This is a genomic window from Streptomyces platensis, from assembly GCF_008704855.1.
GTDB lineage: Bacteria > Actinomycetota > Actinomycetes > Streptomycetales > Streptomycetaceae > Streptomyces > Streptomyces platensis.
Genome location: NZ_CP023691.1, coordinates 7,177,485 through 7,190,680, shown reverse-complemented (window position 1 = coordinate 7,190,680; position 13,196 = coordinate 7,177,485). Strand labels below are relative to the sequence as shown.

The 13,196-nt window shown below is 71.9% G+C and carries 13 protein-coding genes; 4 read left to right on the top strand and 9 right to left on the bottom strand.

Annotation, left to right across the window (positions count from 1 at the left end; translation table 11 throughout):
* Positions 1-46 precede the first annotated feature (46 nt).
* Entirely contained in the window at positions 47-952 is a 906-nt protein-coding gene (locus tag CP981_RS31795) for an arginase family protein (protein ID WP_085922647.1), read from the bottom strand.
* A 109-nt stretch (positions 953-1,061) separates the two neighbouring features.
* Between CP981_RS31795 and CP981_RS31790 the strand changes: the two genes are divergently transcribed.
* Positions 1,062-1,397 (top strand): DUF6204 family protein, encoded by a 336-nt coding sequence (locus CP981_RS31790; protein WP_085922648.1) that lies wholly within the window; start codon positions 1,062-1,064, stop codon positions 1,395-1,397.
* Here CP981_RS31790 and CP981_RS31785 read toward each other — a convergent pair.
* The 3 genes from CP981_RS31785 to CP981_RS39610 form a co-directional block, all read right to left on the bottom strand.
* Positions 1,394-1,813: a glyoxalase superfamily protein gene (locus tag CP981_RS31785; protein ID WP_085922778.1), complete on the bottom strand. Its 420-nt coding sequence runs from the start codon at positions 1,811-1,813 to the stop codon at positions 1,394-1,396. The genes CP981_RS31790 and CP981_RS31785 overlap by 4 nt on opposite strands.
* Before the next feature lie 13 nt (positions 1,814-1,826).
* Positions 1,827-2,399 (bottom strand): GNAT family N-acetyltransferase, encoded by a 573-nt coding sequence (locus CP981_RS37935; RefSeq protein WP_085922779.1) that lies wholly within the window; start codon positions 2,397-2,399, stop codon positions 1,827-1,829.
* Between the two features lie 176 nt (positions 2,400-2,575).
* Positions 2,576-2,806, bottom strand: coding sequence for a hypothetical protein (locus CP981_RS39610; protein WP_158092610.1), 231 nt, complete (start codon positions 2,804-2,806; stop codon positions 2,576-2,578).
* Between the two features lie 155 nt (positions 2,807-2,961).
* Between CP981_RS39610 and CP981_RS31775 the strand changes: the two genes are divergently transcribed.
* Together CP981_RS31775 and CP981_RS31770 are read left to right on the top strand one after the other, a co-directional pair.
* Entirely contained in the window at positions 2,962-4,149 is a 1,188-nt protein-coding gene (locus CP981_RS31775; protein WP_085922649.1) for a cytochrome P450, read from the top strand.
* Positions 4,150-4,184: 35 nt separating this feature from the next.
* A complete protein-coding gene (locus CP981_RS31770) occupies positions 4,185-4,379 on the top strand; it encodes a ferredoxin (RefSeq protein WP_085922650.1) in 195 nt (64 codons plus the stop codon).
* A 115-nt stretch (positions 4,380-4,494) separates the two neighbouring features.
* On the opposite strand, the gene CP981_RS31765 is transcribed toward CP981_RS31770, so the two are convergent.
* From CP981_RS31765 to CP981_RS31745, 5 genes are all read right to left on the bottom strand, one after another.
* Positions 4,495-6,309, bottom strand: coding sequence for a CocE/NonD family hydrolase (locus CP981_RS31765; protein ID WP_085922780.1), 1,815 nt, complete (start codon positions 6,307-6,309; stop codon positions 4,495-4,497).
* Between the two features lie 208 nt (positions 6,310-6,517).
* Entirely contained in the window at positions 6,518-7,450 is a 933-nt protein-coding gene (locus CP981_RS31760) for a S66 peptidase family protein (RefSeq protein ID WP_085922651.1), read from the bottom strand.
* Entirely contained in the window at positions 7,447-9,462 is a 2,016-nt protein-coding gene (locus CP981_RS31755) for a dipeptidyl-peptidase 5 (protein ID WP_085922652.1), read from the bottom strand. The genes CP981_RS31760 and CP981_RS31755 overlap by 4 nt, the downstream gene beginning before the upstream one ends.
* Before the next feature lie 43 nt (positions 9,463-9,505).
* The gene (locus tag CP981_RS31750; RefSeq protein WP_085922653.1) at positions 9,506-10,870 is read right to left on the bottom strand and encodes a M20/M25/M40 family metallo-hydrolase; all 1,365 of its coding nucleotides are present in this window, start codon (positions 10,868-10,870) and stop codon (positions 9,506-9,508) included.
* The gene (locus CP981_RS31745) at positions 10,863-11,696 is read right to left on the bottom strand and encodes a M55 family metallopeptidase (RefSeq protein ID WP_085922654.1); all 834 of its coding nucleotides are present in this window, start codon (positions 11,694-11,696) and stop codon (positions 10,863-10,865) included. The genes CP981_RS31750 and CP981_RS31745 overlap by 8 nt, the downstream gene beginning before the upstream one ends.
* Positions 11,697-12,156: 460 nt before the next feature.
* On the opposite strand from CP981_RS31745, the gene CP981_RS31740 reads away from it, so the two are divergent.
* Complete coding sequence (locus CP981_RS31740; RefSeq protein ID WP_244329875.1) at positions 12,157-12,960, top strand: PucR family transcriptional regulator; 804 nt, start codon at positions 12,157-12,159, stop codon at positions 12,958-12,960.
* The last annotated feature ends 236 nt before the right edge of the window (positions 12,961-13,196 follow it).

Below are 13,196 nucleotides of genomic sequence, written 5' to 3'. Positions count from 1 at the left end.
CCGCGCGAGCGCCGCCCTGCACAGGGTCTCTTGGGGCCGGGCGAGGTCAGGGTTGCGCAAAGACACCCTCAAGGAGATCGGCGAGCAGCGCCGCGCCGGTCCCTTCCGGGTCGAGGTCCGGGTCGTAGATGGTGACGTCGATGCCGATGCAGCGCGGAGAGGCGGCCAACGGGGCCAGCAGCGCCCGGAGTTCACCGGTGAGCAGGCCGTCGGGGTCGGGGCTGTCGACGGCCGGCATGACGGACGGGTCGAGGACATCCGCGTCGAGATGGATCCAGAAGCCGTCGAGCGGGGGGTGCTGGAAGTGGGTGAGGACGTCGCGGGCCACGGCCTCCGGGCCGCGCCGCCGGATCTCACCGACCGGGGCGTGGCTGATGCCGAGGCCGGTCAACTCCTCCTGGTCCTCGTCCACATCGCGGATGCCGAGGACGCATACGTCCTCGTCGCGGACGTACGGCCGCAGCCCGTCGAGGTCCGTGAGGTCCGCCTGGCCCCGCCCGGTGATCTGCGCCAGGCCCTCCCCGGCCGCGGCCCCGACCGGGCCGGAGACCGCCGCGTTGCCCGGGTGCCGGAAGTCGCCGTGCCCGTCGAGGTAGGCGACGCCGTAGCGCCCCAGCCGGCGCAGCGCCAGCACCGCGCCGAGCAGGATGCTGCAGTCCCCGCCCAGCACCACCGGGAAGTCACCGCTGCTCACATGGCCCTCTATACGGGTCGCGAGCCGGCCCGTGTAGGCGGCGAGGGCGGCGGCGTTGAAGTCGCCGTCCCCCTCCTTCCAGTCCCCCAGGTCGTAGCGCGGCGGCACGACGACACCGCCCTCCAGCGCACCGAGCCGGCGCAGCAGTCCCTGTTCGCGCAGTGCGCCGGCGAGCTTGTAGCAGCCGGGAACGGTGCCGGGCGCGGGCGGTCGCAGTCCCAGGTTGGAGGGGGCATCGATCAGTACGGTTCGGCGCATGCCGTGATCATCACACGGCCCCCCGGAAAATTGGGAGGCCCGGCGGGATGCGGCGAAATAGCCTGGCACTTCGGCTCATTGACACAGGCAGAAACGGAAGACGGCCCCCATGGCGACCCAGCACACCTACCGAGTGATCGTCCGCGGCAAGTGGGACGGTCTGACGGCCGAGTCCCGGACGAAGCTGCTGGCCGAGGGGGACGCGCAGGGTCTGGACCGGTTCACGTTCACGCCGGAGGGCTCGCTGGCGTACGACGCCGCGCTGCACTCCTTCAGCTACCGCTTCGTCATCGTCTCGGATGCGGCGGACGGCGAGGAGATGGCCGCCGCGCTCGCCGAGGACAAGGCGGAGACCGCGCTGCGGGCCGCCGGGCTGGGCTACCGCGACCTGCGGTCCACGGCCACCGACATGGACACCATGAAGATCAACCGCAAGTCCCGCTAGGGCATGTCTTGACACGCCCTGGCCGGGGCCCCGTCGGACGGCTGCGCGGCGGCGCCCGGTTCGTTGAAGCGCAGCCGGTTCCCGAAGGGGTCGGTCAGCGTGAGTGAGGTCCCGATCTCGTCCTGCTCCAGACCGGGCCGCAGATACGGGTAGTTCTTCCCGGCGAGCTCGGCGTGCAGGGCGCGCACTCCGCTCAGCTCGGTGTAGATCGTGGAGCCGGGCGTCGCGTCGCCGTGGTGCTCCGACAGGTGCAGCACGAGGTCACCGCGCGAGACCTGCGTGTAGAGCGGCATACCGGGCGCGAAGCGGTGCTCCCAGTCGACCGTGCAGCCGAGGTAGTCGACATAGAACTCATGGGCCTTGGCGACGTCGAAGATCCGGAAGACCGGCACGGTGCGCCGGAAGTCGATGGTCATGCCGGACATCGCATCACACCCCACCGACATCGGCTCGTCCCGCCCGCCCGGAGACCATCTCGGCGGTGATCGCCCAGCGCTCGTGGTCGCGCCAGGCGCCGTCGATGAAGAGGAAGTCCGGGGAGAACCCCTCCAGCCGGAACCCGGCCCGCTTGACCAGGGCGGTCGACAGTTCGTTGGCCGGCTGGATGTTGACCTCCAGCCGGTGCAGCCCCAGCTCCGTGAAGGCGTGCTGGATCACCAGCCGCAGGCCCTCGCTCATCAGCCCGCGGCCGGCGGCGTGCGCAAAGGCGCCGTAGCCGATCGCGCCGCAGCGGAACGCGCCGTGCACGATGTTGTTGATCGTGAGGTAACCGGCGATCCGGCCGTCGGCCCGCTCACAGATCAAGAACCCCTCGCGCTGTGGCTCCTGGAGCCGCAGCAGATAGCTGTCGTACGCGGCGTCCGTGGTGGGCGGGAAGAGCCAGGGGCGGTGCAGCTCCGCGCTCTCCCGCGCCAGCGCGGTGAACTCTGCCCGGTCGGCGGCGGTGAAATGCCGGATGCCCACCCGCGGGCCGCGCGCGAGGTAGCGGTCGTTGCTCGTCATCGGCAGATCGTACGAAGGGTGGCAGCGGCAGGCCAGCCGGCCGGGCGGCGTGGCAGAGCCGGTCCGGCTGCCAGGAGCCCTCCCGCCACACCCGGCGACCACCAGGCCGGGGCGGCGGGCGGCCGGCGCCTCCGGGGTGAGGCCGAAGCGGTCGAGTGCGCCCGGCCGGCAGCCGGTCACCACGACATCCGCGCGGGTGAGCAGCGCTCTTCGCGGCGCTGGGCTTCTTCCCCGAGGGCGAGGCGCGGCACCGTGGCCTGCTGGCGTACACCGCCTGCCTCGGCCACACCCAGCTCGGGCACGCCGTCCCGCAGAGCCTGCCGGCCGAGGTGGCACGGGACCGCTATCTGGACGGCGTGATCGACACCCTCGTACGGCCGCGGTACGGAGGCGATGAAGCCGAACATGTCGCAATCTGAACGAGGTTGGCCGAACTGCGCGTAGACATGCCCGGTATCCGCGGCATGAGGTGAGATCGGCGCGGCGTACACGGTGCGCCACAGCGTTGCCATCTCACACACGAGCGACTCGAGCCACTTGAGACTCGTACGGGAGGAATTTCGTGACCGAAGCCATCCCCTACTTTCAGAACCGCACCTGTCCCTACCACCCGCCCGCCGCCTATCAGCCATTGCGCGAGGCCGGCCCGCTGAGCCATGTCACGTTCTACGACGGCCGGAAGGTGTGGGCGGTCACCGGCCACCCCGAGGCACGGGCGCTGCTGACCGACCAGCGGCTCTCCGCCGACCGGCAGAACCCGGCCTTCCCGGTCCCGTTCGAACGCTTCGCGGCCATCCGCCGGGTCCGGACACCGCTGATCGGGGTCGACGACCCGGAGCACAACACCCAGCGCCGGATGCTGATCCCCAGCTTCAGCCTCAAGCGGACCGCCGCACTGCGGCCGGAGATCCAGCGGATCGTCGACGGGCTGCTGGACCGGATGCTGGATCAGGGCCCGCCCGCCGAGCTGGTCTCCGCGTTCGCGCTGCCGGTCCCGTCGATGGTGATCTGCGCACTGCTCGGCGTCCCGTACGCCGACCACGAGTTCTTCGAGGAGGAGTCCCGCCGTATCCTGCGCGGCCGGTCGGCCGAGGAGGCGGAGGACGCCCGGCTGAAGCTGGAGGAGTACTTCACCGGGCTGATCGCCGCCAAGGAGAAGAAGCCGGGCGACGGGCTGCTGGACGAGCTGATCGAGGACCGGCTGCGGACCGGCGCGCTCACCCGCGACGAGCTGGTCCGGCTCGCCATGATCCTGCTGGTGGCCGGCCATGAGACCACCGCCAACATGATCTCGCTCGGCACCTTCACCCTGCTGGAGCACCCCGAGCAGCTGGCGCAGCTCAAGGCCGACGAGGGTCTGATGCCGGCTGCCGTCGAGGAGCTGCTGCGGTTCCTGTCCATCGCGGACGGTCTGTTGCGGGTGGCGACGGAGGACATCGAGATCGGCGGTCAGGTGATCCGGGCCGACGACGCGGTCCTGTTTCCCGCCTCACTGATCAACCGGGACGAGGCCGCCTATCCGGCACCGGACGAGCTGGACCTCGGCCGTTCGGCCCGCCATCACGTGGCGTTCGGCTTCGGGATCCACCAGTGCCTGGGGCAGAATCTGGCGCGCGCGGAGTTGGAGATCGCGCTGCGCTCACTGTTCAAAAGGATCCCGCAGCTGCGGCTCGCCGTGCCGGCCGCCGAGATTCCGTTCAAGGCCGGCGACACCCTGCAAGGCATGATCGAACTGCCGCTGGCCTGGTAGCAGCCAGGACGGCAGACCAGAGAAAGGGGTCCGGAATGCGGATCGCGATCGACACCGACCGCTGTATCGGCGCCGGCCAGTGCGCCCTGACCGCGCCGGGGGTCTTCACCCAGGACGACGACGGTTTCAGTGCGCTGCTGCCCGGCCGGGAGGACGGCGCGGGCGACCCGCTGGTGCGGGAAGCCGCCCGCGCCTGCCCCGTGCAGGCCATTGCGGTCACCGACGATTAGCAGCACCCCCGCGGACGACCCGGCTGACGCGCGCGGCCCCGGCTGACACCCGGCGCCCGGGGCGCGCCCGAGCCGTCCGCCCCTCCACTTGTCCCTACGGCATCCACCCCATCCGCTACCGCAACACCCCTTGGGTGACGGGCAGTTCGAGGACCCCGGTGTCCCCGGGCGTACTGGTGACCGTCACCGGCTTCACGCCGCGATTGCCGACATAGGCGTCGTCGCTCGCGGCGATCACGAAGCGCAGTCGGTGCCCCGGCTCGTAACGGTGCACGATGCCCGGCAGTTCCACGGTGAACCGCCGGGTCACATCGGGCACCCGGGCCGGGGCCACCAACCGGTGCACCAGCGTCTTCCTGCCGTCCGGCGCGACATCGTAGAGCTTGGCGAACAGCACCAGCTTGTCGGCCGCGTCCGCGGACCGCTGTGCCCGCCCGGCCTGCGGCGAGGTGACCTTCAGCGTCACCCTGGGCGCGCCCACCACATCCACCGGCCTGCCCGCCACCGGCTGCGACGTCCAGTCGAGGTAGGTGCCCCGGGCGTCGTACGGCGCCACGTCCGGCAGCCCCAGCAGCCCGGACAGCGAACTCTCCGAGTGGCTGGTGGCCATCCGCAGATTGCGGTACGTGCGGCTGCCGCGCGCCACCGCACCGCGCTGCGCGACGAGCTTGCCGTCCCCGGAGAGATACAGCCGCCGGGTGCCGCCGGCCGGGAAGGCGGGCGAGGTGGCGTAGGCGGACCCGGCGGTCACCCAGTCCCGGTGGTAGGCGAAGGCGGGCCCGGTGCCGGTTGCCGTCCGGTGCCGCAGGTAGTGGTCGAACCACGCCAGGACGCGCCGGCCGACGTAGCTGGTGTCCAAGTTGCCGTGGGCCAGGTTGAGTTCGCCCTGCACCGGCTTCTTCATCCCGCCGCTGTGGCCCCATGCCTGCCAGATCATCTTGACCGGGGTGCCCTGCGCGGCGAGGGTCCGGTAGGTCGCGGCGGCCTCGTTGAGGTTGAACAGGCTGTCGCGCTGGCCCTGCACGAGCAGCGTCGGCGCCTGCACCGACGGCAGATACGAGACCGGGGAGACGCTGCGCGCGTAGCGGAGCACGGCATCGGTCTTCTGCGCCGGGTACTTCCCGGAGTCCAGCAGCCGCTTGGTCTCGCAGGCCCGCGCGACGAAGTGCAGACAGCCGGAGCCGCCGGTGCGCGACGGGTCGAGCTGTGGATGCAGCAGTCCCTGCGCCTCGCCGATCAGGAAGAAGCCGTTCGTCCACTGCCACTTGTAGGCACCGGGCAGCGGGCCGGTGCCGCCGTGGGTGCGGCCGGCATTGTTCGGGTCCAGGGAGTAGGAGAGGTCGTTCCAGGTGATGAGCGGGACCAGTGCGTCGACCCGGTGGTCGACGGCGGCGGTGGCCAGCTGGATCGCGCCCCCGTAGGAGCCGCCGATCATGCCGACCCGCGGATCGCGCGCCCCGTCCTTGGCGACGTAGTCGAGACGCGTCCCGTTGTCGGCCGTACGGGCGCCGGCCAGCAGGTCGACCAGCCCGCTCGCCGCCCGGCCGTCGATCCCGGGGTCGTCGAGGGAGATCGGGCAGCCGGTCTTGCCGAAGCCGAGCCCGGAGTAGGCGAGCGCCACATAGCCGCGGGTGGCGAGGGCCTTGGCGAGGCCGTCGGTCGAGCCGTCCTTCTTGTTGCCGCCGAAGCCGTTGGTGGTCAGCACGGCGGGCGCCGGGTGGGCGGCGTCGACTCCGGCCGGGCGGTAGACATCCGCGTCCACGGTGCAGTGGCGTTCCCCGGCCTGGACGGTGACCTTCAGCGCGGTGACGCTGTACGGGTCGGCGGCGGCCACCGCGGGGGCGGTCAGGAAGAGCGGCGCGGCGAGGGCGGAGCCGGCCAGCAGGGCGAGGGACCTGCGGAGCGCGGGGCGGGACACGGCTCGGGACACGCTGGGCACGAGGACCTCCACACAGGTCGTACCAACCAGTCGGTAGCGGCGCGCTCATGCTGTGACACGGGTAGCGGCAAGTCAACGCTCCGGACCCGCGTCGTGGTTAGGACGTGCGTTCAGTGCCGTCTTCGGGCGCGAGGGGTGTGGAGACCTCATGAGGCCCTGGACGGTGGAGGGGTGACCGGACGTCAAGCAAGCCGTGCGCTCACACCGTTGCCGGTTCCTCGAAGGTCAGCGTGCCGGCCGTCGCGTCCAGCTCGGCGGGGACGCCCAGCGGCACGGTCAGCGCGGAATCGCCGTGTCCGAAGCCGAACTCCTCGGCCACCGGGACCCCGAGCCCGGCCAGCCGGTCCACCAGCACCTCCCGCACCTGCCCGTAGGGCCCGCAGCGGGCCCATGAGCCGAGGACGACTCCGGCGACCCCGTCCAGCCAGCCCGCCCGCAGGAGTTGGGTGAGCGCCCGGTCGATGCGGTACGGCGGTTCCCCGACGTCCTCCAGCAGGAGCAGCCCGCCCGCCGCACCCGGCCGGGCCCGCGGAGTGCCCAGCTCGGTGGCGAGCATCGCCAGACACCCGCCGAGGGTGATCCCGCGGGCCCGGCCCGGCACCAGGGGCCGGGCGGACGGCGACACCAGGGTGCGGACGGTCTCCGGCGCGAACAGCGTGCGCCGCAGATGTTCCCGGGTGGCGTCGTCCTTGAGGAAGGCCTCTCCCGCGACGGCCGGTCCGTGCAGTGTGGACACCCCGGCACGCACCGCGAACGCTTCGTGCAGCACCGTCACATCGCTGAAGCCGATCAGCGGTTTGGGGGCCGCGGCACGGAGCGCGTCCCAGTCCAGCAGGTCGACCATCCGCTGGGCGCCGTAACCACCGCGCGCCGCGAACACCGCCTTCACCGACGGATCGCACCACGCGTCCTGGAGATCGCGGGCCCGCTCCCCGTCGGAGGCGGCGAGATGGCCCAGGGTGGGATGGGTGCCGCGGGCATGGGGCGCGGCGACCGGGTCGAGGTCCCAGCCGCGGAGCACATCCAGCCCGCGATCCAGCCGCTCCGCCACCAGCGGGCCGCTGGGCGCCACCACCGCCACCCGGTCGCCGGGCCGCAGCCGCGGTGGCCGGACCGGCCGGTCCTCCGTCATCCGCGCAGCTCCAGCGCCGGGACATCGCCGCGGGTGATGCCGAAGGTCTGGGTGTAGAGGGAGAGTTCGGCCTCCACGGCACGGACGATGGTCTCCGCGCGGCGGAAGCCGTGGCCCTCGCCGGGGAACGGCAGATAGGCGTGCCGTATGCCGCGCCCGGCGACCGCCGCGAGGAACCGGTCGCACTGCGTGGGCGGGCAGATCACATCGTCCAGGCCCTGGAGCAGCAGGAACGGCGCGGTGATCCGGTCCGCGCGGTGCAGCGGCGAGCGCTCGCGGTAGCGGTCGGGCATCTCGGCGAGCGGTCCGACCAGCGAGTCCAGATACCGCGATTCAAAGTCATGGGTCTCGCCGGTGGCCCAGCCGGTCAGGTCCAGGATCGGATAGCTGATGGTGCCGCAGGCGTAGAGGTCGGTGGCGGTCAGGGAGGCGGCGGCGGTCCAGCCGCCGGCGCTGCCGCCGCGGATGGCGAGCCGGGCGCGGTCGGCGGTGCCCTCGTCGGCCAGTGCGCTGGCGACGGCGGCACAGTCCTCGACGTCCACCACTCCCCACTGGCCGCGCAGCCGCTCGCGGTACTCGCGGCCATAGCCCGTCGAGCCGCCGTAGTTGACCTCGGCGACGCCGATGCCGCGGGTGGTGAAGTAGGCGATCTCCAGGTCGAGCACCAGCGGGGCCCGGCCGGTGGGGCCGCCGTGCGCCCACACCACGAAGGGCGGCAGCTCCCCGTCGGGGGCGCGGTGGTCGGGGTTGTGCGGCGGGTAGATGTGGGCGTGGATGTCCCGTCCGCCGGGGCCGGTGAAGGTGCGGCTCTGCGGCCGGGGGTAGTAGGCCGGGTCCAGGACATCGGTGTGCCGGCAGGCCAGTACCCGGGCGCGTCCGGTGCAGGTGTCCAGCTCGACGATCTCATACGAGCTGTGCGGACCGGCGGCGATGCCGACGACGCGGCTGCCGTGCACGGCGAGGCTGGGCACCCATTCGGTCCACGGGCCCGCGGCGTCGACCAGTTCGCCGCTCACCGGGTCGAGGATGCCCAGGGAGGTGGCGCCCCGGCCGTGGATCACCGCGAGGGTGCCGTTGTCCAGGGGCAGGAACCAGCGCTGGCCGACGGTCCACAGCGGCCCGCCGAACTCCTCCTGCCGGGACGGGCACAGACCGCGGCGCGTCGCGTCGCCGCCGGGGTCGAGGCGCTGTAGCTCCCACCAGCCGCTGACGTCCGAGACGAACAGCAGTGAGCCATCGGCCGCCCACTCGATCTGGGCGACGGACTCACCGGCCGCACCGCCGTGCGGCGCGCCGGGGCCGAGGTCGCCGGCGAGCGGCCGGACGTCCTCGAACTCGCCCTTCCCGGTGACCTGGGCGACCATCGCCAGGGTGCCCTCCCAGGGCATACGGGGATGGTCCCAGGCCAGCCAGGCCACTTTCCGCCCGTCCGGGGAGATCCGCGGACCGGTCACGAAGCGATGCCGGTCGTCGGTCAACTCCCTTACGTACGCCCGGCGTTCGGCGGCGGAACCGTCGAGCGGCACGGCCGCGATCACCCGGCGCACATCGGTCGGCCGGTCGCCCGTGAACTCCTCCAGGACGCACCAGACCTCCCCGAGCTCGGGGCGCAGCACCGGGTCGGCCCAGCGCAGCCCGTCACCCGTGCCGGAGTGCGGGGTGAGCGGGCGCGGCACCTCGTCGCTGTCCGGCGCGTAGGCGTACAGCCGCTGGTCGGCGAAGTTGCTGAAGACGACCAGCGGTCCGCGCTCGGTGACGGCACCGGCCCAGGGCTGGCCGCCGTACTCCAGCACCCGGCTGCGGACGTTCCAGGGCGGGGGAAGCACCGACTCCTCGGTGCCGTCCGGCCGCCGGCGGACCAGCGCCCGCCGGCCGCCCTCGCCGGGCCGCGGCTCCGTCCACCAGACCTCGTCGCCGACGACCCCGACAAAGGCCGGCCGGCCGTCGTGCGCGGCGACCATCCGGGCATCTATCGGGGACGTCCAGCCGCCGTACGGAGCCGTGGTCACCATGCTTCGTTCCTCTCCACCACCGGTCGGGCAACGCGTCGGCCGGTCAGACCGCGCGCAGGAAATGATCGAGCACCCGGACGCCGAAATGCAGCCCCTCGACCGGCACGCATTCGTCCACCCCGTGGAAGAGCGCCTGGTAGTCGAAGCCCTCGGGCAGCTTCAGCGGGGAGAAGCCATAGCCGGCGATGCCCAGCCGGGAGAACTGCTTGGCGTCGGTTCCGCCGGACATGCAGTACGGCACGACCTGGCCGTCCGGGTCGAAGCGCTCGATCGCGGCCCGCATCGCGGCGAACGTCGGGGAGTCGACCGGGGCCTCCAGCGCGACCTCGCGATGGTGGTACTCCCAGCTCACCCCGGGCCCCGTGAGCGCGTCCATGGTCGTACGGAACTCCGCCTCGCCGCCGGGGAGCACCCGGCCGTCGACATGGGCGACGGCGGTCCCCGGGATCACATTGACCTTGTAACCGGCCGCCAGCATCGTCGGATTGGCACTGTTGCGAACGGTCGGCTCGACCAGTTCGGCGGCCCTGCCGAGCCTGCTCAGCAGCGCGTCGACGTCGAAGTCCGGCGCGTCGACATCGGTGTCGACGCCATACAGCGCGGCGAGTTCACGGAGCGCGGCCCGCACCGTCGGGGTGAGCCGGACCGGCCAGTCGTGCGCGCCGATCCGGGCCACGGCCGCGGCGAGCCGGCTGACGGCGTTGTCGTGGTTGACCTTCGAGCCGTGCCCGGCCCGCCCCCGGGCGGTCAGCTTCAGCCAGGCCGTCCCGCGCTCCCCCGCCGCGACCGGGTACAACTGCCGCCCGTTGCCGGCGTGGAAGGTGAAGGCCCCGGACTCGCTGATGCCTTCGGTGCAGCCGTCGAAGAGGCCGGGGTGCCGGTCGGCCAGGAAGCCGGAGCCGTCCTCGGCGCTGGCCTCTTCGTCGGCGGTGAAGGCGAGCACGATGTCCCGCCGCGGCCGCACCCCGCTGCGGGCCCACCGGCGGACCGTGGCGAGCACCATCGCGTCCATGTTCTTCATGTCGATGGCGCCGCGGCCCCAGACCACACCGTCGCGGATCTCCCCGGAGAAGGGGTGCACGGTCCAGTCGGCGGGCTCGGCGGGCACCACGTCGAGATGGCCGTGCACGAGCAGGGCATCGGCCGTGGGGTCGGTGCCCTCGATGCGGGCGACCACGTTCGTACGGCCCTTGCTGCGCTCCAGCAGCGTGGGCTCCAGTCCGGCCCCGGCCAGCCGCTCGGCGACGTACTCGGCGGCCGGGCGCTCCTGACAGGTGCCGTCACCGGCGTTGCTGGTGTCGATCCGGATCAGCTCGGAGGTGAACCGCACCACCTCGTCGAGCGCCTGCTGATCCACGCCGGATACCTGCCCGGTCCCGGGCTGCCCGGCGAAGTCCACCTCAGCCATATTGTTCCTCCACGGCAGACGACACGACGGTGGTCACCGCCTTGAAGCACCGGATGGCCTCGTACATGTTCTGACCGGTGTACGCGATGCGGCGCTCCCCGCATCGTTCCACGCCCGGCACGCAGGTGGCCGCGCCCACCAGGTGTTCGGCGTCGAATTCCAGCTCGAAGCGGAACGGCCCGCGCCGGGACGGTTCATGACGCACCGCCAGCGCCGCTCCCTTGTGGGCGGCGGCCCGGATCTCGGCCGCGGTACGGGCCGGCGGCCGGCACACCGCCGCATAGCGCGACACATAGTCCTTGACCGCCACCCCGGGCGCCTGCGGGGCATAGCCGAGGGCGTCCTGGCAGGTGCGGTCGTCGCCGGTGACCAGCACCACGGGGACCCCGTACTCGGCCACCACCAGGGAGTTCAGATAGCCCTCGCTCGCGCGGGTGCCGTCGACCCAGACGCCGGTGAGGGTGTTGGCGAGGTAGGTGTGCGCGAGGACGCCTTCGGTGCCCGCGCCGGTGTGGTAGCCGACGAAGGCGATCCCGTCGACGTCTCCGTGCTGCACCCCCTCGACCATGCTGAGCGATTTGTGCCGGCCGGTGAGCATCTGCGCGCGCTCGTCGAGCTGTTCCAGCAGCAGATTGCGCATCGTCCAGTGCGCCTCGTTGACCAGCACCTCGTCGGCGCCGCCGTCGAAGAATCCGGCGATCGCCGCATTCACGTCGGACGTGAACATGTGGCGGCAGCGCTCCCACTGGGGTGTTCCCGGCAGCACATCGGCCGGCCAGGTCACGCCCGTGGCGCCTTCCATGTCCGCGGAGATGAGGATCTTCACCTGCACCAGTCCCGTCGCAGCTAGGGGGCGGTACGCACGACACCCGATGTCGCCCGGTCCCCCAGTTTCGGTGATCCCGAACGGCTTGCCCAGCCTAACCAGGGCTCTCGGCCTGACGCCCCGTCCGGCACCTTCCAGGGCTGCCCTGTTGTGGCCAACAGCACGACTTCTTCATCTCAGCACCACGATTCCTTCCAAGCGGAAGCTGGGGGTACGCTCGTCCCCCACCGCATCTCGCACAGTTTCTGTCGCAAAGCGGAAGGACTTCCGACGGAATCCGTAAGGACTTCTGAACGAGTTCTGTCAGCTGCCGACGGCACATGCCAGGTGAGGTACAACAGGCCGGACCAGCTTCCCACGCAAGGAAACAGAGGCAAGAATGGTGAGCGAGGCACTCAATGGCGTCCGGTTACCGCAATGCGGTGACACCCGAGCCGACAGCGAAGGCCAACTCGCGATCTTGACCGAACTGATCGCGCAGTCTCTTTGCGATCGCAACCCGAGCTTCAAGGAAGTCATCGAGCGAGGCGGTCACCAGCAGGTGGCCCGGCTGATCGAGGACGTGTTGCGGTCCGGCCGTCCACTGCCCGAGAAGGTGCGCGCGGTCATGCTGCGCACCGACACCGATATCCATCTGGTGGCGTCCGCGCTGGGCGACTGCCTCGTCAGCGCACCGGGCGAACCGCCGGGTCTGCTGATCCCCGCGTCACTGGCCGACGGCAAGAGCGGCCGGGCCAGGCTGAAGGGCGTCCTGCGCCATCGCGCCGCGGTGGTCGGCCATGCGGTGCCGCCGGCGGAGGCCTCCTCCTCGGTACGCGCCGCGACCCGGCTGCTGGACCTGGCGTCCGCGCACGACGGCCCCGAGGCCGGAGTGGTGTTCGTCGACGACCACCTCTCCTCGCTCGTCCTCCTCCAGGACGAGTCGCTGACCCACACCCTGATCGCCCGCCGACTGCGCCCGCTCGCGGGACTCACGCCGGAGCGGTGCGAGCGCCTGGAGGCCACCCTGCTCGCCTGGCTCGGCGGCATGGGCGCTCCGGAGGTGGCCAAGGCGCTCAGCATCCACCCGCAGACGGTCCGCTACCGGATGCGCCAGCTGGAGAAGCTGTTCGGCGCCCGCCTCCGGGACCCGCGGACCCGCTTCGAGATCGAGATGGCCCTCCGCAGCCGCCAGCTGATGGCGGCCACCCGCCGGCGCCGGGCGGCCGCCACCCGCCGACCGCGCGCCGCCCCCAACCCCCGCAAGGCCCTGCCACGCCGCTAGCAGCATGCCCGGATTCGCCCGTGATTTTGGCGAATCTCACACTCGGAACCCACCCCACAAATACGGACAAACTACCCATCTCGCCCGGGGTGCCCCCACCCCCGCCACGTATCGTCGCCGAGACCCATGAAGCGGGACACCGGCCGGCCGCACGGCCGCGGTGACCCGGCAGCGCCGGTCGCACGAGGCCGGCCGCCCGACGGCACAGCCTCCGATACACAGCGGGACAGGACACC